17 protein-coding genes, 2 tRNA genes and 2 pseudogenes are annotated in these 18,420 nt (G+C 62.5%); 8 read left to right on the top strand and 13 right to left on the bottom strand.

All coding sequences use genetic code 11. From position 1 onward, the window contains the following. Positions 1 to 14 precede the first annotated feature (14 nt). The 6 genes and pseudogenes from ACZF5Y_RS00105 to ACZF5Y_RS00080 all read left to right on the top strand — a co-directional run. Entirely contained in the window at positions 15 to 581 is a 567-nt protein-coding gene (locus ACZF5Y_RS00105; RefSeq protein ID WP_497533792.1) for an NADPH-dependent FMN reductase, read from the top strand. Between the two features lie 28 nt (positions 582 to 609). Then, entirely contained in the window at positions 610 to 1,233 is a 624-nt protein-coding gene (locus ACZF5Y_RS00100) for a superoxide dismutase (RefSeq protein WP_497533791.1), read from the top strand. A gap of 29 nt (positions 1,234 to 1,262) precedes the next feature. Further along, positions 1,263 to 2,147 carry an LLM class flavin-dependent oxidoreductase gene (locus ACZF5Y_RS00095; RefSeq protein ID WP_497533790.1) on the top strand — a complete coding sequence of 295 codons (885 nt, stop codon included), beginning with the start codon at positions 1,263 to 1,265 and terminating at the stop codon, positions 2,145 to 2,147. 169 nt (positions 2,148 to 2,316) lie between these two features. Next, positions 2,317 to 3,183, top strand: a complete 867-nt coding sequence (locus ACZF5Y_RS00090) for a helix-turn-helix domain-containing protein (protein WP_497533789.1) — start codon at positions 2,317 to 2,319, stop codon at positions 3,181 to 3,183. A 229-nt stretch (positions 3,184 to 3,412) separates the two neighbouring features. Further along, a complete protein-coding gene (locus ACZF5Y_RS00085) occupies positions 3,413 to 4,168 on the top strand; it encodes a bifunctional DNA primase/polymerase (protein WP_497533788.1) in 756 nt (251 codons plus the stop codon). 196 nt (positions 4,169 to 4,364) lie between these two features. Then, positions 4,365 to 4,721: pseudogene (locus ACZF5Y_RS00080) on the top strand (DUF2637 domain-containing protein); the annotation flags it as partial. 232 nt (positions 4,722 to 4,953) lie between these two features. Here the strand turns inward: ACZF5Y_RS00080 and ACZF5Y_RS00075 are convergent. Continuing rightward, the gene (locus ACZF5Y_RS00075; RefSeq protein WP_497533787.1) at positions 4,954 to 5,172 is read right to left on the bottom strand and encodes a DUF6349 family protein; all 219 of its coding nucleotides are present in this window, start codon (positions 5,170 to 5,172) and stop codon (positions 4,954 to 4,956) included. 44 nt (positions 5,173 to 5,216) lie between these two features. After that, a complete protein-coding gene (locus ACZF5Y_RS00070) occupies positions 5,217 to 5,687 on the bottom strand; it encodes a DUF6349 family protein (RefSeq protein ID WP_497533786.1) in 471 nt (156 codons plus the stop codon). 204 nt (positions 5,688 to 5,891) lie between these two features. Here ACZF5Y_RS00070 and ACZF5Y_RS00065 point away from each other — a divergent pair, with 204 nt between their 5' ends. Then, positions 5,892 to 6,332 (top strand): sulfate permease, encoded by a 441-nt coding sequence (locus tag ACZF5Y_RS00065; RefSeq protein WP_497533785.1) that lies wholly within the window; start codon positions 5,892 to 5,894, stop codon positions 6,330 to 6,332. 16 nt (positions 6,333 to 6,348) lie between these two features. Here the strand turns inward: ACZF5Y_RS00065 and ACZF5Y_RS00060 are convergent, their stop codons facing one another. After that, positions 6,349 to 6,471, bottom strand: a complete 123-nt coding sequence (locus ACZF5Y_RS00060) for a hypothetical protein (RefSeq protein ID WP_497533784.1) — start codon at positions 6,469 to 6,471, stop codon at positions 6,349 to 6,351. A gap of 13 nt (positions 6,472 to 6,484) precedes the next feature. Between ACZF5Y_RS00060 and ACZF5Y_RS00055 the strand changes: the two are divergent. Further along, positions 6,485 to 7,558, top strand: a pseudogene (locus ACZF5Y_RS00055) (recombinase family protein); the annotation flags it as partial. 102 nt (positions 7,559 to 7,660) lie between these two features. Here the strand turns inward: ACZF5Y_RS00055 and ACZF5Y_RS00050 are convergent. The 10 genes from ACZF5Y_RS00050 to dnaA all read right to left on the bottom strand — a co-directional run bounded on the left by ACZF5Y_RS00050 (position 7,661) and on the right by dnaA (position 18,269). Further along, positions 7,661 to 7,942 carry a hypothetical protein gene (locus tag ACZF5Y_RS00050; RefSeq protein WP_497533783.1) on the bottom strand — a complete coding sequence of 94 codons (282 nt, stop codon included), beginning with the start codon at positions 7,940 to 7,942 and terminating at the stop codon, positions 7,661 to 7,663. Between the two features lie 127 nt (positions 7,943 to 8,069). Beyond that, positions 8,070 to 8,142 (bottom strand) — tRNA-Ala (locus tag ACZF5Y_RS00045). A 180-nt stretch (positions 8,143 to 8,322) separates the two neighbouring features. After that, positions 8,323 to 8,399 (bottom strand) — tRNA-Ile (locus ACZF5Y_RS00040). A 97-nt stretch (positions 8,400 to 8,496) separates the two neighbouring features. Next, positions 8,497 to 8,904 (bottom strand): DUF3566 domain-containing protein, encoded by a 408-nt coding sequence (locus ACZF5Y_RS00035; RefSeq protein WP_053351422.1) that lies wholly within the window; start codon positions 8,902 to 8,904, stop codon positions 8,497 to 8,499. After that, positions 8,897 to 11,467, bottom strand: coding sequence for a DNA gyrase subunit A (gene gyrA, locus ACZF5Y_RS00030; RefSeq protein ID WP_497533782.1), 2,571 nt, complete (start codon positions 11,465 to 11,467; stop codon positions 8,897 to 8,899). The genes ACZF5Y_RS00035 and gyrA overlap by 8 nt, the downstream gene beginning before the upstream one ends. After that, the gene (gene gyrB / locus ACZF5Y_RS00025; protein WP_497533781.1) at positions 11,457 to 13,451 is read right to left on the bottom strand and encodes a DNA topoisomerase (ATP-hydrolyzing) subunit B; all 1,995 of its coding nucleotides are present in this window, start codon (positions 13,449 to 13,451) and stop codon (positions 11,457 to 11,459) included. The genes gyrA and gyrB overlap by 11 nt, the downstream gene beginning before the upstream one ends. A gap of 203 nt (positions 13,452 to 13,654) precedes the next feature. Then, a complete protein-coding gene (locus ACZF5Y_RS00020; protein ID WP_497533780.1) occupies positions 13,655 to 14,146 on the bottom strand; it encodes a DciA family protein in 492 nt (163 codons plus the stop codon). Next, on the bottom strand, positions 14,139 to 15,329 hold the full coding sequence (gene recF / locus ACZF5Y_RS00015; protein ID WP_497533779.1) for a DNA replication/repair protein RecF: 1,191 nt from the start codon (positions 15,327 to 15,329) through the stop codon (positions 14,139 to 14,141). The genes ACZF5Y_RS00020 and recF overlap by 8 nt, the downstream gene beginning before the upstream one ends. A 7-nt stretch (positions 15,330 to 15,336) precedes the next feature. Continuing rightward, entirely contained in the window at positions 15,337 to 16,479 is a 1,143-nt protein-coding gene (gene dnaN / locus ACZF5Y_RS00010) for a DNA polymerase III subunit beta (protein WP_053386028.1), read from the bottom strand. A gap of 377 nt (positions 16,480 to 16,856) precedes the next feature. After that, the gene (dnaA, locus tag ACZF5Y_RS00005) at positions 16,857 to 18,269 is read right to left on the bottom strand and encodes a chromosomal replication initiator protein DnaA (protein ID WP_497535351.1); all 1,413 of its coding nucleotides are present in this window, start codon (positions 18,267 to 18,269) and stop codon (positions 16,857 to 16,859) included. Positions 18,270 to 18,420 lie beyond the last annotated feature (151 nt).

Here is an 18,420-nt window from a genome sequence, read left to right as displayed (position 1 = left end):
GCGAAAGGAACCCCATGACCACCTACCAGCTCGGCGTCCTGATCGGAAGCTTGTCCACGGAGTCCATCAACCGACGGCTTTACACCGCACTGCGAAAGCTCGCCCCCTCCGCCGGACTCGAGCTGCACGAGATCACCATCGGCGATCTGCCGATGTACAACCGCGACCTCGACTACGACCTGCCGGAACGGGTCCAGACGTACAAGACGGAGATCACCGAGGCAGACGGGATCGTGATCGTGACCCCGGAGTACAACCGCACCGTGCCGGCGGTTCTGAAGAACGCGCTGGAATGGGTCAGCCGCCCCTACGGCAGCAACGCCCTCGCCGGCAAGCCCTCAGCCGTGATCGGCGGATCCATCGGCGCCGTCGGCACCGCGATCGCCCAACAGCATCTGCACAGCATCCTTGCCACACTCGCGTCGCCCCAGCTCCACGGCCCCGAGGTCTTCATCCAGGTGCGCCCCGGCCTCATCGACGACGACGACGACATCACCGACGACTCCACTGCCGAGTTCCTCCTGAGCTGGCTCAAGTCCGCCCGCACCCACGTCGCCAAGACCCTCACCGTCGTCGACTGACATCCCGCCGAGCCGGAAGGAGAACCGGATGCCCGCGTACACCCTGCCCGAGCTGCCCTACGACTATTCCGCGCTCGCCCCGCACATCTCCGCGCGCATCATGGAGCTGCACCACTCGAGGCACCACCAGGCGTACGTGACGGGAGCCAACACGGCGCTCGATCAACTCGCCGAGGCACGCGAGACTGGCGATCTCGCCCACGTCAACAAACTGGAGAAGGACCTCGCGGTCAACCTCGGCGGCCACATCAACCACAGCGTCTTCTGGCGGAACCTCTCCCCGGACGGCGGCGAACCCGATGGTGAGTTCGCCGCCGCTCTCAGTGACGCCTTCGGTTCGTTCGACGCGTTCCGTTCGCATTTCACCGCCACCGCGCTAGGCGTCCAGGGATCCGGGTGGGCCGTCCTCGCCTGGGACGGCGTCGGCGCCCGTCCCGTGATCCTCCAGCTGTTCGACCAGCAGGGAAACGCGCCCCTCGGCGTGACGCCGCTCCTCCAGCTCGACGTCTGGGAGGACGCGTACTACCTCGACTACCAGAACGTCCGTGCCGATTACATCGAGGCGTTCTGGAACATCGTGAATTGGGCGGATGTGCAGCGCCGCTTCGACGCCGCCCGTACCGCCAAGGTCGGACTGATCCTTCCCGCCTGAGATCACTCATCTGCCTGAGGAGGCGGAGTATGCCCGAATATGGACATCCGCTCCGATTCGGCGTGTTCATCACCCCGGTGAACGCACCACCGCGGCGGGCTGTGGAGCTCTCGATCCTCAGCGAAGAGCTCGGCTTCGATCTGGCGACCTTCCAGGACCACCCCTATCAGCCGGCGTTCTACGACACCTGGACCCTGCTGACGTGGGTCGCGTCCGCGACAACGCGCATCCACGTCAGCGGGAACGTCCTGAACCTCCCGCTGCGCCAGCCGGCAGTGCTGGCCCGCGCCGCCGTCAGTCTCGACCTGCTCTCCGGAGGACGGGTCGCCCTCGGCCTCGGAGCCGGAGGCTTCTGGGATCCCATCGCGGCGATGGGAGGGTGCCGCCTCACACCGGGGCAAGGCGTGACGGCGCTTGGCGAAGCGATCGATGTGATCCGCGGCATCTGGGACACCGCGGAGCGTTCGCCGCTGCGCGCCGGGGGCGACTACTACCGGGTGGAAGTAGCCAAGCGAGGACCCGCGGCCGCCCACCCGATCCCGATCTGGCTCGGTGCCTACAAGCCTCGCATGCTGAAGCTGGTCGCCAGGAAAGCCGACGGATGGCTTCCATCCCTCGGCTACGTCCCACGGGACGACCTGATACGCGGCAATGCGCTGATCGACGCAGCCGCGCAACAGCACGGTCGCGCACCCAGAGACATCACCCGGCTGGTCAACATCCCACAATCTCTCACCGTTGACGACGTGACAGCGCTGGCGGTCAAGCACGGATTCAGCACGTTCATCGTCCCCGGCGACGATCCCCGGCAACTCGAGCACTGGGCAACGGAGATCATTCCCCCGGTTCGTGCCGCCGTGGAGCAAGAACGTGAGCGCAAGGCCACCCTCGGTGACAACGCACCAGACACCTGACGAATCCGCCCCTCGACGAGCACGAGTGACACGCTCGCGGTCACCAGGAGACGCTCCTCCCGGCGTGGGTCGCCTTCGGCAACGGCGAGAAGAACTACTCCCTCTCGCGCGCGGAACCACCGCGCTGACGGCTGTCGAGACAGAGCGGACGGTTCCCACCACAAAAGCGGTGTTCGAGTACGCAAAGATCGTGTACCTGCTCGAAGGCGACACCCTGGTCGAGACAGCAGCCGGTGCATACCGACTCGTGCCCGGAACATCGCTCGCCATCGGCGCGCGCCGGTGGTGCCGTCTGCGCCCCGAGTCGCGGACGCGGATGTGGACGCTCTACGCCGACGAGGTGTTCCTGCGCACCATGATGGCCTGGCTACTGCCCGACCGGGACCGCATCCTTCCGGGTATCCACCCGCAGGACTGGGACGGAAGTCCGCTGGCGCTCTCCCCCGGACTCCATCTCCTACATCAATCCGAGCCTCTTTGGCGGCAGATCAGCATCCTTCGAGACGCCACCCAGCCGCCGGAAATGGTCGCGATCCAGACCGTGGAACTCTTCGCGCGGCTAGTCCGTATCGCAATGCCCATCTTTCTGGCACCCGATGCCGCGCAAGTCCCCGCGCATCACACATGGGCGCCGATCACCGGCCGTCTCACCGACTCGGTCATGCTCGGCCACGTCACGCGCGCGGCCACACTGATACGTGAGCGTCTGAATGAGGCCTGGACGACCACGACGCTCTCTAGAGAAGTCGCCGTGTCACGGGCCCACCTGACACGCCTATTCGTCATGCATGCGGGTGTCCCGCCGATGCGGTTCGTCGCCGAGACCCGGCTGACGGAGTTCACCCGGCTTATCGAAGAATCCAACCTCACCGTCGCCAAAGCAGCGAACACCGTCGGATGGACAGACCCGCGAGTCGCCTCGGCCTGGTTTCGCCGCCGCTACGGCATAACCCCGTCCCAGTACCGCCGCAGGCTGCACCCGCACCTAGCTGACGACATCTGTGACCCCCCCCCCTGTCCTCCGCGCTCCGTCTAGCGCTCGTACTCGACGGATGGCACGCGATTCTCGCCGCGTGAATCTGTTTCCTCTGTCTCGTCTCGACGTGACGGCACTCGAGAGGTAGACCGGTTGGGACACGTCGGGTTCGTCGGAGCCTGACGGTCGCCTCGTCAGTTCCGTCCGTCTCGACCTCCTGATCCTCCCGGCGCACCTCAGTCGAATGGGCTACCGCCTCCTGCCGGTAGCGCACCGGGAGGAGCAGAGGATGGCATTCAACGACCCAGGAGCCGAGCAGCGCGACACGCGAGACGCGTTCGCCGAGGTGATGACGCGCCTGTCCGACGCGTGGCCGACATCTGCGGCGGCGCGTGAGTTCGCTGCGGCCGGCGTGCCGGTCTTCCCGTGCGTGTCCGGCACGAAGCGCCCCCTGACGACCAACGGGTTCCACGACGCCACCACCGACGCCCGCCAGGTCGATCAGTGGTGGCGCGAGCGCCCAGAGGCGAACATCGCGATGCCGACGGGGGCGGCGTCCGGGGTCGTCGTCGTCGATGTCGACGTCCATGGGCTCGTCGATGGTCACAGGTCGATGGGGCGTGCCGGCCGGGCCGGCCTGATCGACGGGTGGATGTTCCTCGTCACAAGCCCGTCTGGCGGCACGCATGCCTACTATCCGGCGCTCGCCAGGATGCAGCAGCGGTCCTGGCAAGCCGCCCGGTCGGGCGTGGACTTCCGGGGAGACGGTGGCTACATCGTCCTGCCGCCGTCGTCCGTCTTCGTGCAGGGCGCACGGAACGCCTACCGATTGCAGACCGTGAACCCGGGTCCCACCTCACCGATCGACGCCGCACGCCTGCGGGACCTCTTCGACCCGCGACCCACGCCTCGGACCATTGATGCCCCCGCGTCACGTCCCGATACGGACACGTCTCGGCTCACAGCCTGGGTCGCGAGCCGACAGGAAGGTGAGCGAAACCAGGCCTTGTTCTGGGCGGCATGCCGTCTCGCAGAGGCCGCATGAGCTTCTCGGACGCCCTGGATGTCCTCACGGTGTCGGCCAGCCGTGCGGGTTTGGAGGAGCGCGAGATCGCCACGACGGTGCGCTCGGCCTACCGCGCCGCGCATCCCGTGGCTCGTCAGACGCCGACACGCGAGAACGATGGGTTCGCCCGGACGCCGGCTGGGCCCTCACCCCTCCCCATTCGGCGGGGGATCGCGTGACGACCGCGATCGGGCGACGGTGGGCGGTCCTGACCGCCGCCGCGGGAACGGTGTTCATCGCGGCGGGGGCGTTCTGGTTGAGCTTCACCGCGCTCGCCGACCTCGCCGCGCGCTCAGGCATCGGCGCCGGGCAGGCGTGGGCCTGGCCTCTGATCGTCGACGGGATCATCGTCGTCGCCACCGTCGCCGTGGTGGCCCTCGGCGGACACCGATCGGCGTGGTACCCGTGGGCGCTGCTGATCGGTGGGGCGCTCGTGTCGGTGACAGCAAACGCTCTCCACGCGATCGTGACCGCCGATGCCGACGTGCCGGGCGTGCTCGCGGCGGCCGGCTCGACCGCGACCGGCCCACCCGGCAGACCGCGTGGCCCGGTGAGGATCCCGCCGACCCGGTCGAAGACGTGGTGATCGAGAACCGTGACGAGGACTTCGTGAAGTTCGTCATCGCCGACGTCGCACGCCGCCGGCAGGCCGAAGAGGACTTCTACCAGCACATCGACACCGACACCGGCGAAGTCGCCTGACGACCGCCGGTGCGCTGAGCGGTGAGACGACCGCCGCCGTCTCACCCCTCACTCGTGTGAACTCATGTTGCAAGAGTCCGGCCAAATCGAGCACCGGAGGTCGGTGCCTCCGGTAGTGGGGTCGGCCGCCGGCGAGGGACGCTGCCCGCCGACGCGGGAGGACGAGGCCGCTCGAGCGCGGTGGCTGCGAGGTCGTAGCCGCCCCACGGCGAATAGCCGCGCACATGCCGCGTCGCGTGCGGGGCGCGGTCGGTGATGATCGGCGCGCCCGGCACCTGCATCCGTGCCGGGTAGTGCTCAGCAACCCACGCCGCAGCAAGCTTCGTCAGCCCTTCTCGGTGCGGACTTGGATCTGCGACGGCACTACCGGCAGGTCCCGCCAGCCAGGGAACGCGTGATCGTGCCACGCCTCGACGGCACGGTTCTCGGAGGCGTCGATGACGTGCCAATCGCAGGGCTCGCAGATCATCTGGCGCAACAGTCCGCCAGCGCCCTCCTGGCCGGCGCGAGGTCGCAGCTCGGCGGTGAAAGATGACGCCGCATGCTCACCGTCGGCGACGATCAGGTCATCGTGTTCGGTGATGCTGCGATGCCACATGTGGTTGCTCGCGTAAGAGTCGAAGTGGGTGTGCAGGAAGCACCAATGCGCGAACGCCTCATCCAGCGCCGCCGGCGGGAAGTAGTCCTTCGTGAAGTGCAAAGGTGCCCCCGACCACTCATCTACGCGCCCTCGTGCGTCCTCTCGAGCGAGTTCGTCGAAGTCGAACGCCAGTTGCCCATCACTCCGATCACCCATGAAGACGGCCTCCCTTCCAGGAGTCAGGTGCGCCACCTCCGAGCGACACCCCTTACGTCAGCGACGGAGCGAGAGTAGAATCACGACAAAGGTGATCAGCCATAGATGCGCCGCCGTCCAGAGGACAGCGGTCGACGAACCGGAGAGTCCGCTCCGGCAGAGTCCTTCCCGAGAGTGACGTCGCCGCTCTGGAAGGTGCCCATCATGTTCCGACTGATCCTGATGTCCAGCATCCGAATCCGTGCGTTCCTGCGCACGTGGATGCCCAGCAACATCGTCTTCGACCTCCTGCGCACGAGGAAGGGCCTGAAGTGGGGCGTCCCCGCGATGCTCCTCGCTGGCCCCTACGTCGCCGTGGCCTACTGGTGCACCGCCCTCATCGACGCGGGCGGACCCGGCTGGCTCCACCTCGTCGTGCTCGTGGCTTGCTGGTCTGGTCTCAAGTTCATCGTCATGGGTCCGGTCAGTCTGATCCTACTCGCGAGGGCGCGTCTCGCAGAGCACCGCCAAGCGCGTGCCGCCACGCCACGCCTCGCCAGCGCGCAGACCCGGCCCTCGCGTGCACCTGCCCGGTATGAAGCACTACCGGCTGACGAGCACGGGCCGACGCATCGCGGCCGAGCGGCGGGCACGCTCCACACCTGACACCACGCAACTGATCTCACTGGTGCTGCACCTCGCCGACGAACTCCACGCCCGAGAAGTCGACGAGCGGCAACGTCAGATGGCGGAACGACACGGCACCCCGGCCTCTCCACCCGCATCCGCTGCGATAGGTACTCAAGGAAGAAACGACGATGACTCTCGCGACCCCCGACCCCAGCACCGTGACGACGCCTCCATCGACAGCGGTGACGTATCAACGCGTGTCGACCAAGGAACAAGCGAGCAAAGGCGGTCGTGACGAGGGCTTCTCCATCCCGGCACAGCGCCAGGCGAACGCGCGGAAGGCCGAGGACTTGGAGGCCCGGATCGTGGCCGAGTTCGTCGATGCCGGCGAGTCCGCCCGTTCGGCAGACAGGCCCGACCTGCAACGGATGCTGGAGTACATCGAGACCCATCAGGTCACGTACTGCATCGTGCAAAAGGTGGACCGCCTCGCCCGAAACCGACTCGACGACGTGGAGATCCACCGCCGTCTCGTCGCGGCCGGGGTCACGCTCGTCTCGGCGACGGAGAATATCGACGAGACCCCGTCGGGAATGCTGCTGCACGGGATCATGTCGAGCATCGCCGAGTTCTACTCCAAGAACCTCGCCACCGAGGTCACCAAGGGACTCACGCAGAAGTTCGAGACCGGCGGCACCCCCATGCGTGCACCGATCGGCTACCTCAACGTCCGCAAGCGCGACGAGCAGGGACGGGAGTACCGCACCGTCGAGATCGACCCCGATCGTGCACCCCTGGTGCGGTGGGTGTTCGAGAAGTACGCCACCGGGGAACGCACCGTCGTGGACCTCCTCGCCGAGGTCACCGCGCGCGGCCTGGCCACCGTCCCGACACCGAAGCGTCCATCCGGTCCGGTCGCACGGTCCGGATTCTTCAAGCTGCTGCGCAACCCGTACTACGTCGGCATCGTCCGCTACAAGGGCGCCGAGCACCCCGGAGTCCACGAGCCGCTGATCGATGCTGACACCTGGCAACAGGTTCAGACGCTTCTCAACGCCAACCGCATCGCTGCCGAACGGCGCCGCTCCCACGACCACTACCTCAAAGGCACCCTGTTCTGCGGTTCGTGCGGGTCCCGGATGCAGCTGGACTACCCGGCGAACAAGCAAGGCATCCGCTACGCCTACTACGTCTGCTCCGGGCGCGCATCGAAACGGAAGTCCTGCACTCGCCGCGCCGTGCCCGTCGGCATCGCCGAGCAACTGGTCGCCGACTGCTACCAGGACATCTCGATCACCGAGACCGAGTACGCCGCTCTCGCCGCGAAGGTCGAGGCGGCGTTCGATGAGCGCCTCGCTTCACGCTCACAGGAACTGGCCGACCTGACCGAGAACCGTCAGCGACTCCATAACGAGAGCGACAAGCTGCTGGCCGCACACTTCGCCGACGCCATCGATCTGGAGACGTTGAAGCGCCACCAAGACCGCATCCGCGCCGGGCTCGCGGACATCGACCGTCGCCTCGCCACCGAACACGACCACCACGCGGGAGCGCGTAAGCAGCTCGCCACTGCCCTGAGCCTGCTCGTCGACTGCGCCAGCCTCTACGCCCGCACCGACGAGCAGGGCAAGCGGCTGGCGAACCAAGCGCTCACCAATGGCATCGAGATCAGCGAAGACGAAAGGGCGACGATCCGACTCGCTGAGCCGTTCGCCGCCCTGACACCCGCACCCACATCGACAGATGTCAGGAGTTCTAGTACGTCTTCAATTGTGGATCCTGGGAGAATCGAACTCCCGACATCCTGCTTGCAAAGCAGGCACTCTACCAACTGAGTTAAGGACCCGAGTGAGTGAACACTCATTGCCGCTGGCCTATGACCATGACAACTCGCACTACTTTACTCGATCCATCCGGCCAATGCAAAAGCAGCCGGTTCGGCGTGGCGCGTGACGCACGGCGTCGCTCTGAACGGGCCCGGAAAGCACGAAATCCCCGCTCAGGGAGCGGGGATTTCGTGTGGTGTTGGTGGGGCTACCAGGACTTGAACCTGGGACCTCTTCATTATCAGTGAAGCGCTCTAACCACCTGAGCTATAGCCCCTCGACCAAGCAATGACTCTACCTGAACTCCAGGCAAATCCGAAATCGACCTGGAATACCGGGCGTGGCCCGGCCCGATTTGGGCCGGGCGTCACGACTCAGTTGCTCGTGAATCCGAGCTGGAACCCGCCGAGCACACGCACCAGCAGGTTGTAGACGAGAGATCCGACCGCGCCGAGGGCCGTGCCCACGATGATGTTGAGAATGCCCACCACTACGGAGAAGCCCAGTACCTGAGGCAGGCCGATGATCTTCATCAGGCTGTTTTCTTCACCGACGATGTCCATGAAGAGCTCGTCGACCTGCGCGAATACGCCGGTCTGCAGCAGCACCGTGTAAATCAGCACCGTCGCGACAACGCTCACGATGGCGAAGCAGATCGCCACCAGGAAGGAGAACTTCACGGCCGACCAGAAGTCGACGTAGACGAGCTTCAGCCGAACCTGCTTCGCCGGCGCCTTCTTACGGGTCTTTTTAGCCAGTTTGTCGGCGACAGTGTTACTCATTCAGGTCTTCCTCATTTTCCGCGTTCTCGGACCCGGGGGCCCCGGACTCGTCGTCGTCGAGCCCACGCTCCGAATTGCGCGCGATGCCAATAATACGGTCCTGCTCTGGGAATCGCGCGAAGACGACGCCCATCGTATTTCGGCCCTTCGCGGGAACTTCGGCAACGCTTGAGCGCACTACCTTACCGCTCGCCAGAACCGCGAGCACCTCGTCGGTTGCCTCGACGATCAGCGAACCGACCAGATCACCGCGATTCTCATCGAGCTTGGCGACCTTGATGCCGTATCCGCCTCGCTGCTGCACGCGATACTCGCCGACGGCGGTGCGCTTCGCATATCCGCCTTCGGTGACCACGAAGACGAATCCACCGGTCTCATCGATGCGCGAAGCTGCGAGCAGTGCGTCGCCCTCGCGGAAGTTCATGCCTCGCACGCCGCTGGTCGAACGCCCCATCGGGCGAAGAGCCTGATCAGAAGCAGTAAATCGAACGGACATCCCCTGCTTCGAGACGAGCAGCACGTCATCGCTCGACTCGGCGATCAGTGCAGAGACCAGCTCATCGCCGTCGCGCAGCTTGATCGCGATGATGCCGCCCGTTCGATTCGTGTCGTACTCGGTGAGCGCAGTCTTCTTGACGAGACCATCGCGCGTTGCGAGGACCAGGTACCCCGCTGCGGCGAAGTCGCGGACATCCAGAATCTGCGTGACCGACTCGTCAGGCGCGAGCGCGAGCAGGTTTGCCAGGTGCTGGCCCTTCGCGTCGCGGCCGCCCTCGGGAATCTCGTAGGTCTTCGCGCGGTACACCCGGCCGGTGTTGGTGAAGAAGAGCAGCCAGTGGTGCGTCGTCGTGACGAAGAAGTGCTCGACGATGTCGTCAGCGCGCAATTGCGCACCCTTGACACCCTTGCCCCCGCGGTGCTGCGAACGGTAGTTGTCGATACGGGTGCGTTTGACATAGCCACCTCGTGTGACCGTGACGACCATTTCCTCTTCAGGAATGAGGTCTTCCATCGACATGTCACCGTCGTAGCCGTGCATGATTGCGGTGCGTCGTTCATCTCCGAACTTCGCGACGATCTCGCCGAGTTCTTCGATCACAATCGCACGCTGTTGCGCGGGCGACGCGAGAATGCCCTGGAACTCGGCGATCTGCGCCTCGAGCTTGGCAGCGAGTTCCAGAATCTTCTGGCGTTCCAGTGCGGCGAGGCGGCGCAGCTGCAGACCGAGGATCGCGTCCGCCTGGATCTGATCCACGTCGAGCAGCGACATGAGCCCCTCACGGGCTTCATCGACCGTCGGGGAGCGCCGAATGAGTGCGATGACCTCATCGAGCGCATCAAGGGCTTTGAGGTAGCCGCGCTGAATGTGCGCTTCGGCTTCAGCCTTCTTGAGACGGTATTCGGTACGCCGAACGATCACCTCGATCTGGTGTTTGGCCCATGCCGAGATGAATCCGTCGATGGCGAGCGTACGCGGCACACCATCGACGATGGCCAGCATGTTCGCTCCGAAGTTCTCCTGGAGCTGCGTGTGCTTGTACAGGTTGTTCAGTACAACCTTGGCGATGGCGTCGCGCTTGAGCACGACGACAAGACGCTGACCGGTACGACCACTCGACTCATCACGGATATCCGCGATGCCCTGAACCTTGTTGTCTTTGACCAGATCTGCGATCTTGACGGCAAGATTGTCGGGGTTCACCTGGTACGGCAACTCGGTGACGACCAGGCACGTACGACCCTGGATCTCTTCGATGTTGACCACCGCACGCATCGTGATGGAGCCTCGGCCCGTGCGATATGCCTCGCGGATTCCCTTGGTACCGAGAATCTGAGCCCCAGTCGGGAAGTCTGGCCCGTGAACGCGCTCGAGCAGAGCCTCGAGCAGCTCCTCACGGGTCGCGTCGGGGTGCTCCAGGTGCCAGATCGCGCCTTCAGAAACCTCTCGGAGGTTGTGCGGCGGAATGTTGGTGGCCATACCGACGGCGATACCGACGGAGCCATTGACGAGCAGATTCGGGAACCGAGCGGTAAGTACCGTCGGTTCCTGGGTACGGCCATCGTAATTATCTTGGAAATTGACCGTTTCCTCATCGATGTCGCGCACCATCTCCATGGCGAGCGGGGACATCTTGGTCTCGGTGTATCGGTGCGCAGCCGCGCCGTCGTTCCCGGGTGAGCCGAAGTTGCCCTGCCCCAGTGCGAGGGGATAGCGCAGTGTCCACGGCTGCACGAGACGCACCAGCGAGTCATACACCGCCCCGTCGCCGTGCGGGTGGAACTGTCCCATGACATCACCGATGACACGGGTGCACTTCGAGAATGCCTTATCGGGCCGGTAGCCTCCGTCGTACATCGTGTAGATCACACGGCGGTGCACAGGCTTGAGGCCGTCCCTAACGTCAGGGAGCGCGCGGCCCACAATGACGCTCATCGCGTAATCGAGGTACGAGCGCTGCATCTCGAGTTGCAGGTCGACCTGGTCGATCTTGCCGTGGACGGCGGTTTCTCGCTCCTCGATCTCGTCGGCCTCGGTTTCGGGGGTCTGATTCTCAGATGTCAAGGAAGCGCACGTCCTTCGCGTTCTGCTGAATGAAGCTGCGTCGCGCCTCGACATCTTCGCCCATGAGGGTGGCGAAGATTTCGTCTGCGGCCGCAGCGTCTTCCATCGTGACCTGCAGCAGCGTGCGGGTCTCGGGGTTCATCGTGGTCTCCCACAGTTCTTCATGGTTCATCTCGCCGAGGCCCTTGTAGCGCTGGACACCGCTCTCCTTAAGCAGTCGGCGTCCGCTTTCGGCACCCGCAGCCAGGCTCGCGTCGCGCTCTCTGTCGCTGTAAACATATTCGTGCTCGGCGTTCGCCCATTTGATGCGATAGAGCGGCGGCTGGGCCAGGTAGACATATCCGAGGTCAATCAACGGACGCATGTAGCGGAATAGCAAGGTGAGCAGCAATGTGGTGATGTGCTGCCCGTCCACATCAGCATCGGCCATAAGCACGATCTTGTGATAGCGCGCTTTATCGGGTGTGAACTCTTCACCGATTCCCGCTCCGAACGCGGTAATCATCGCTTGGACCTCGGCGTTGTTGAGCGCACGGTCGAGTCGCGCCTTCTCAACATTGAGGATCTTTCCACGAAGGGGCAGGATCGCCTGCGTGTGCGGGTTGCGACCGGTCTTGGCAGATCCGCCTGCCGAATCGCCCTCGACGATGAAGATTTCTGACACCGAAGGGTCTTTGCTCGTGCAGTCTGCAAGCTTGCCTGGCATGCCGCCGGACTCGAGTAGTCCCTTGCGCCGGGCCGTCTCGCGCGCTTTACGCGCCGCGAGACGTGCGGTGGCCGCTTGAATCGACTTCCTGATGATGTCTTTCGCGGGTCCAGGGTTGCGTTCGAACCAGTCACCGAGCTGATCGCCGACGACCTTCTGCACGAAGGCCTTGGCTTCCGTGTTGCCCAGCTTGGTCTTCGTCTGGCCTTCAAACTGCGGCTCCCCCAGCTTGACGGAGATGACCGCGGTGAGGCCCTCACGCACATCGTCACCGGAGAGATTGTCGTCTTTCTCCCGGAGGATGTTCTTCTCACGCGCATAGCGGTTGACCAGCGTTGTCAGCGCGGCACGGAATCCCTCTTCGTGAGTGCCACCCTCGTGCGTATTGATCGTGTTGGCGTACGTATGCACACTTTCGGTGTAGGCCGTCGTCCACTGCATCGCGATCTCAGCCGCGATCTGGCGATCGGTGTCCTCGGCTTCGAAAGCGATGATCTCGTCATTGACCAGCTCAGCACGCTTCGCTGCGTTGAGGTGCTGCACGTAGTCTTGAATGCCGTTCTCGTACATGAACTCATCATGCGGCGCTGGCGCGGCCACCAGCTCTCCGGCCTCATTCTCGACCATCTCTTGCTCGCGCAGGTCGGTGAGCGCAATGCGAAGGCCCTTATTCAGGAAAGCCATCTGCTGGAATCGAGTACGGAGAGTCTGATAGTCGAACTCGACCGTCTCAAAGATCTCTGCGCTCGGCCAGAACGTAATGGTCGTACCGGTCTCTTCCGTCGCCTCACCTGGGGCCAACGGCGCATCTGGAACGCTTCCGGTGAACGACATGTTCCACGTGAAACCTTGTCGCTTGACGGCCACTGTGAAACGGCTTGACAGTGCATTCACCACAGATGAGCCGACACCGTGAAGGCCGCCCGACACCGCATATCCCCCGCCGCCGAACTTGCCGCCGGCGTGGAGAACGGTGAGCACAACTTCAACCGTAGATTTGCCTTCAGTCGGGTGCTCATCAACGGGGATGCCGCGTCCGTTATCGATGACACGAACACCGCCATCTGCAAGGATGGTGACGTCGATAGTGTCGCAGTACCCTGCAAGCGCCTCGTCGACGGAGTTGTCTACGATCTCATACACCAAATGGTGGAGTCCTCGAGGCCCGGTTGAACCGATATACATGCCAGGACGCTTGCGAACCGCCTCAAGACCTTCGAGCACCTGAATCGCTCCGGCACCGTATTCTTCTGCAGCGGCGGCCTGTTCTGAACTCATACTTTGAAAGATCCTTCTCTGGGCGTCTCAGGGCGCGATTGAGCCCTGGATACTTCCGCACACCAGCTTACCAAGAAAGCACTCTCTAACGGGGCGCCACGGCTCGTTATGGCGCAATAAAAGGAGGGGATCGTCCCCACCTTAATCATCAGTCGACTCAATGCCTGAGCAATTGGCCTCGCTCCGAATGTCTCGCGACTCGTTTATCCATAGGTATCGCGTGGTCCGCGCCCCGGAACTGTGCGCGGACCATGCCTCCACGACGGCGCTCCTGGTGCGAGAAAGCGCAAGTCGTTGATCTCTGAGTCTGGATACTCGAGGAGCAGACGAGTCAGCATTTCAGCTCGGAGTCGTCTCAGTTCTGTCGCCCAGGTGGTCGAGTCGCATTGAATCTGCAGCACACCGTGACTGATGCCAATGACTTCAGTGTGCTCCGAGGTCGCCTCTCCCACAAACTCAGGCCACTCCCCGATCAGGCGGGCCTGCTCCAGCTCGACATTCCAGCCCATCTCGACGGACATCGTAACCAGCACATCCGAGAGTGTGCGTGGATCACGCCCGAAGCCAAACGGACTCCCTCCCAGAGTGTCTGACTGACCAGCTATACGGCGTCGGCGTTCCGGTACACCTCGCCACACCGACTTCGCCCGCAAGTAGGCGTCAGTCGCGAACGGAAGGTCAGACGCCTCACGCATGTTGATTTGTGTCCTCAGGAGACTCAACAGATAGGATCTTTCCACCCTCGATATGCGTTCGGAACCACTGCAAATCTTGTGGAACGTCGGATTCAACCGCCGCCGTCACAATCACTTGCTCATACTCCCCGACCGCTGCCATGAGGCGTGTACGACGAGACGCATCGAGCTCCGCAAAAACATCATCCAAGATAATGACGGGGTCGCCGGCGGTGGACTCTGCCCGGAGGAGTTCCGCGAGGGCAAGCTTGAGCGACAGTGCGTACGACCACGACTCACCATGGCTGGCGTAGCCCTTGACGGGCAGCTGGTTGAGGGTGCATGCCATATCATCGCGATGCGGCCCGATAAGTGTCACACCGCGGTCAACTTCTTTCACGCGAACGAGATCCAACGCCTCGCGGAACTCTTCACTCAACGTTTCACGTGAAACGCTGGCACTGTCAATGATCGACGAGGTTTCACGTGAAACGCGGTTAGGCCGAAGGGTATCGAGCATGGATTCCTGCATCAACAAGCCAGGAGCGTGATCTGCGCCGGCAAGAGCCTCATAGCCTAGCTGTAAAGGCTGGGTGAGATCACGAAGCAGCTCACGGCGAGCGAGCATGATCTGAGAGCCGAACTCAATGAGCTGTGCATCCCAAATCGGAAGAGTGCTTTCGATCGTCCGAATCGAGCCGCGGCTCGATTTGAGTAACGATGTACGTTGCCGGACGACCTTTTCATAGTCTGCCAGCGCACTTGCAGCCATCGGATGGCGTGCCACCAATGCCTCATCAAGGAACCGGCGCCGTCCTGAGGGCTCTCCACGAACGATAATGAGGTCTTCGGGAGCGAATGCCACCGAAGAAAACCACCGAGTCACCTCGCGCGGACGAACCGAGTTGCGGTTCACCTGGGCACGATTTGCGCGATCGCGATTGATCTGAACTTCGAGCAACACGTCACGATCACCCGCTTGCAATCGCATACGCGCAACTGCAGCCTCTGCGCCAGATCGAACGAGTGCTGGGTCGCCCGTTACTCGGTGGGAACGCAGAGAAGCGAAGTATCCAATCGCTTCGACAAGATTCGTTTTTCCCTGGCCATTGCGACCGATCAATAGATTCGGTCCAGCATGCAGCGGCAGTTCCGCTTCCTCGTAGTTGCGGAAGTCTCTCAGCGATAGATGCGCGACACGCATCTATCGCCTAGCGAAGGAGCAGGTTCGGCTGCAACAGGTAGCGGAAGCTCTCTTCATCAGCATCTTCCTTGCTCCGCTGGCTGGTAATCAACACAGGCCCCGGCTTCCCGGGATTGTCCGTGCGGGTGAAGGCCACTCGAGCGAATTCTGCGTGCGTCGAGCGAAGTCCATCGAGCAAGAACTGCGGCTTAAGCGAGACCACCATCTCTTCGCCGACCAGATGTGCGTCCACTGTCTCCACAGCCTGTGCCGACTCGGTGCCTGCGGCCTCGAGCGTCACCGTGCCTTCTGCGAACGAGAAGCGCAATGCCGCTTCGCGTTCGAGGACCAATCCCACACGGCCCACGGCTTCGACGAGCTCAGAGGTGCTGATCACAGCATAATTATCGACGCTTTCCGGGAACAACCGCCCGACCGGGGGATAATTCCCCTTGATCAACAATGAGGTCACTGTCTTGGTGCCGCCGGTGAATGCAATGAGTTCACGATCGGCATCCTTGATGATGGTGACTTGCACCACGCCGTCGCCTGAGAACGTCTTGCCGACCTCGGTCACGATTTTCGAGGGAACCAGAGCCGTCAGCGATTCCTGAGCATCACGGTGTTCCCAGTCGATGCTCCGCGTCGCAACGCGATAGCGATCCGTAGCCGTGAGCGTCAGAGAGTTCTCGTTGATCTCGAACTGAACGCCAGTGATCACCGGAGTGACATCGTCCTTCGACGCAGCCAGTGATACCTGAGCGATAGCGTCTGAGAACACATCTGCCGGAACGGACCCAGACACTTCATCGATGCGTGGCACCTGCGGGTACTCTTCGACGGGCATCGCCGGCAAACTAAACGATGCCGACCCGCAGCGAACTTCGACGCGGCTATCGATCAGCGTGACCTCGACGTCAGAGTGGGGAAGACGCTGAGCGATTTCACCGAGCAATCGACCGGAAACCAGAGCGCGACCCGCATCTGCGACCACAGCGGTAATCGACGTACGCGCGGAGACCTCGTAGTCAAACGACGAGACCGTCAACTGGTCGCCATCTGCTTCAATCAGTGCACCGCTCAGCAAGGGCTGTGTCGGACGCTGGGGAAGCAGCTTGACAGCGAACGATACGGCTTCGCTGAACACGTCACGATTGACGGTGAAACGCATCTGACTTCCCTCCGCACGCGAACTGGGTCGCGCATCTGCTCCGGTTCACAATCTTTGCATACTCCGTAGGCGCGAGCATTCTTGTGAAGCCGTACACCGTGGAAGTCGTTCGCGTGATCGAGTGCCCGTTAAAAATGAGAGGGGTGTTAACAGTGTTAACGTCTGTGGATTGTGTGGATAACTCGAGACATCGTAACTCCCAGCGAGGAACTACACGCTTGTAGCTTGTGGAGGAACGGTGCATAGATCGGGATCCTTGACATTTTCGGGCATCTGGCTCGATCGGATCGACTCACAGGTCCGGCGAATTCATGCACAAAAGTTGTCGAGTTCTCCCCAACTATCCACATGTGAATGAATTCTTGTGGATAACTTCCCTACCGCGTGCCTTGCTTGATGCGGGTGGTCAATTCGGTGACCTGGTTGTAGATCGAACGACGCTCAGCGATGAGCTGCGAGATCTTCTTATGCGCATACATCACCGTCGTGTGATCACGTCCACCGAAGAGTTGACCAATCTTGGGCAATGACAGCGGGGTCAACTCCCGGCACAAGTACATTGCGATCTGACGCGAGGTTGCAATCTGCTGCGCGCGCGTCGGTCCGTAGAGGTCGTCGACCGAGAGATCGAAGTATTCAGCGGTCTTATTGATGATGTCGGAGGGCTGAACCTCGTTGTCGGCATCGAGGGTGATCAAATCCTTCAGCACGGTATGCACCAACTGCATATCGATGCGTTGCTGGTTGAGGCTCGCATAGGCGGTGACGCGGATCAACGTGCCCTCGAGCTCGCGAATGTTCGATGAGAACTTGCTGGCGATGAATTCAAGGATGCTGTAATCGATCTCGAGATTCTCGCGTTCCGCCTTCTTTCGAAGAATGGCGATACGCGTCTCAAGGTCGGGAACCTGAATATCGGTCAGCAGGCCCCACTCGAAGCGCGAGAGCATGCGCTCTTCGAACCCGCGCAGCTGCTTCGGCTGCACATCGCTCGTGATGACGACCTGCTTGTTGTGATCGTGCAGGGTGTTGAACGTGTGGAAGAAAGCCTCTTGGGTCTCGACCTTGTCTTCCAGGAACTGGATGTCGTCGACGAGCAGAATGTCAACGCTGCGATACCGTGCATGAAACGCCGCGCCCTGGTTGTTCGCGATGGAGTTGATGAAATCGTTCGTGAAGTCTTCAGAACTCACATATCGAACACGCACATCGGGGAACAGTTCACGCGCATAGTGTCCGATGGCGTGCAGCAGGTGGGTCTTCCCCAAACCGGAATCCCCGTAGATAAAGAGGGGGTTGTAGGCGCGGGCCGGAGCTTCGGCGACCGCGACTGCGGCAGCGTGCGCGAAGCGATTGGACTGGCCGATCACGAAACTGTCGAATCGATACTTCTCATTGAGCCGACTGTCGAGCACCTCATCCACACCGTGGCGTCGGCGAGGCTCAGCAACTGGACGTGAGGATTCAGCGCGACTCGGTTCGAATCCTCCGAAGCCCCCATCGAAATCTGGCATGGGCTCCGGCGTCGGTGCGACTAGAGGCTCGGGCGAAGGTTCGGGATCAATATCGGGATGCGCGTCTTCATCGACGATCACCACGAAGTTTTCGATCTCACGAGCCTCAGGAATATTCGCAATGGCCGTCATAATCGCCGGACGCAAGCGGTTCTCCAGGAGCTTCAAGGTGAAATCCAGCTGGACCGCGAGATACAGCGTCCCGGCTGCGATGCCTCGTGGAAGCGCCAGCGCGAGCTGTGCTCCTACGGCGGGGCCCACTGCCGGATCCCCCATCACCGCCTGAGTGACTCGTTCCCAGACTTCCTGAAGCTCGTCCTCGGTCACGTGACTCCTGCCTCAAAATTCTTCCGAACGGAACCTGGTTATACCCAGGCTTATCCACAGCGAATCGGACAGAGTTTCGCGGAAATACAGCAGACTGCAG

The organism is Leucobacter sp. WKLB1 (assembly GCF_059696215.1).
Note: the sequence above shows the minus strand (reverse complement) of the source record. Positions and strands in the feature narration are given on the sequence as shown.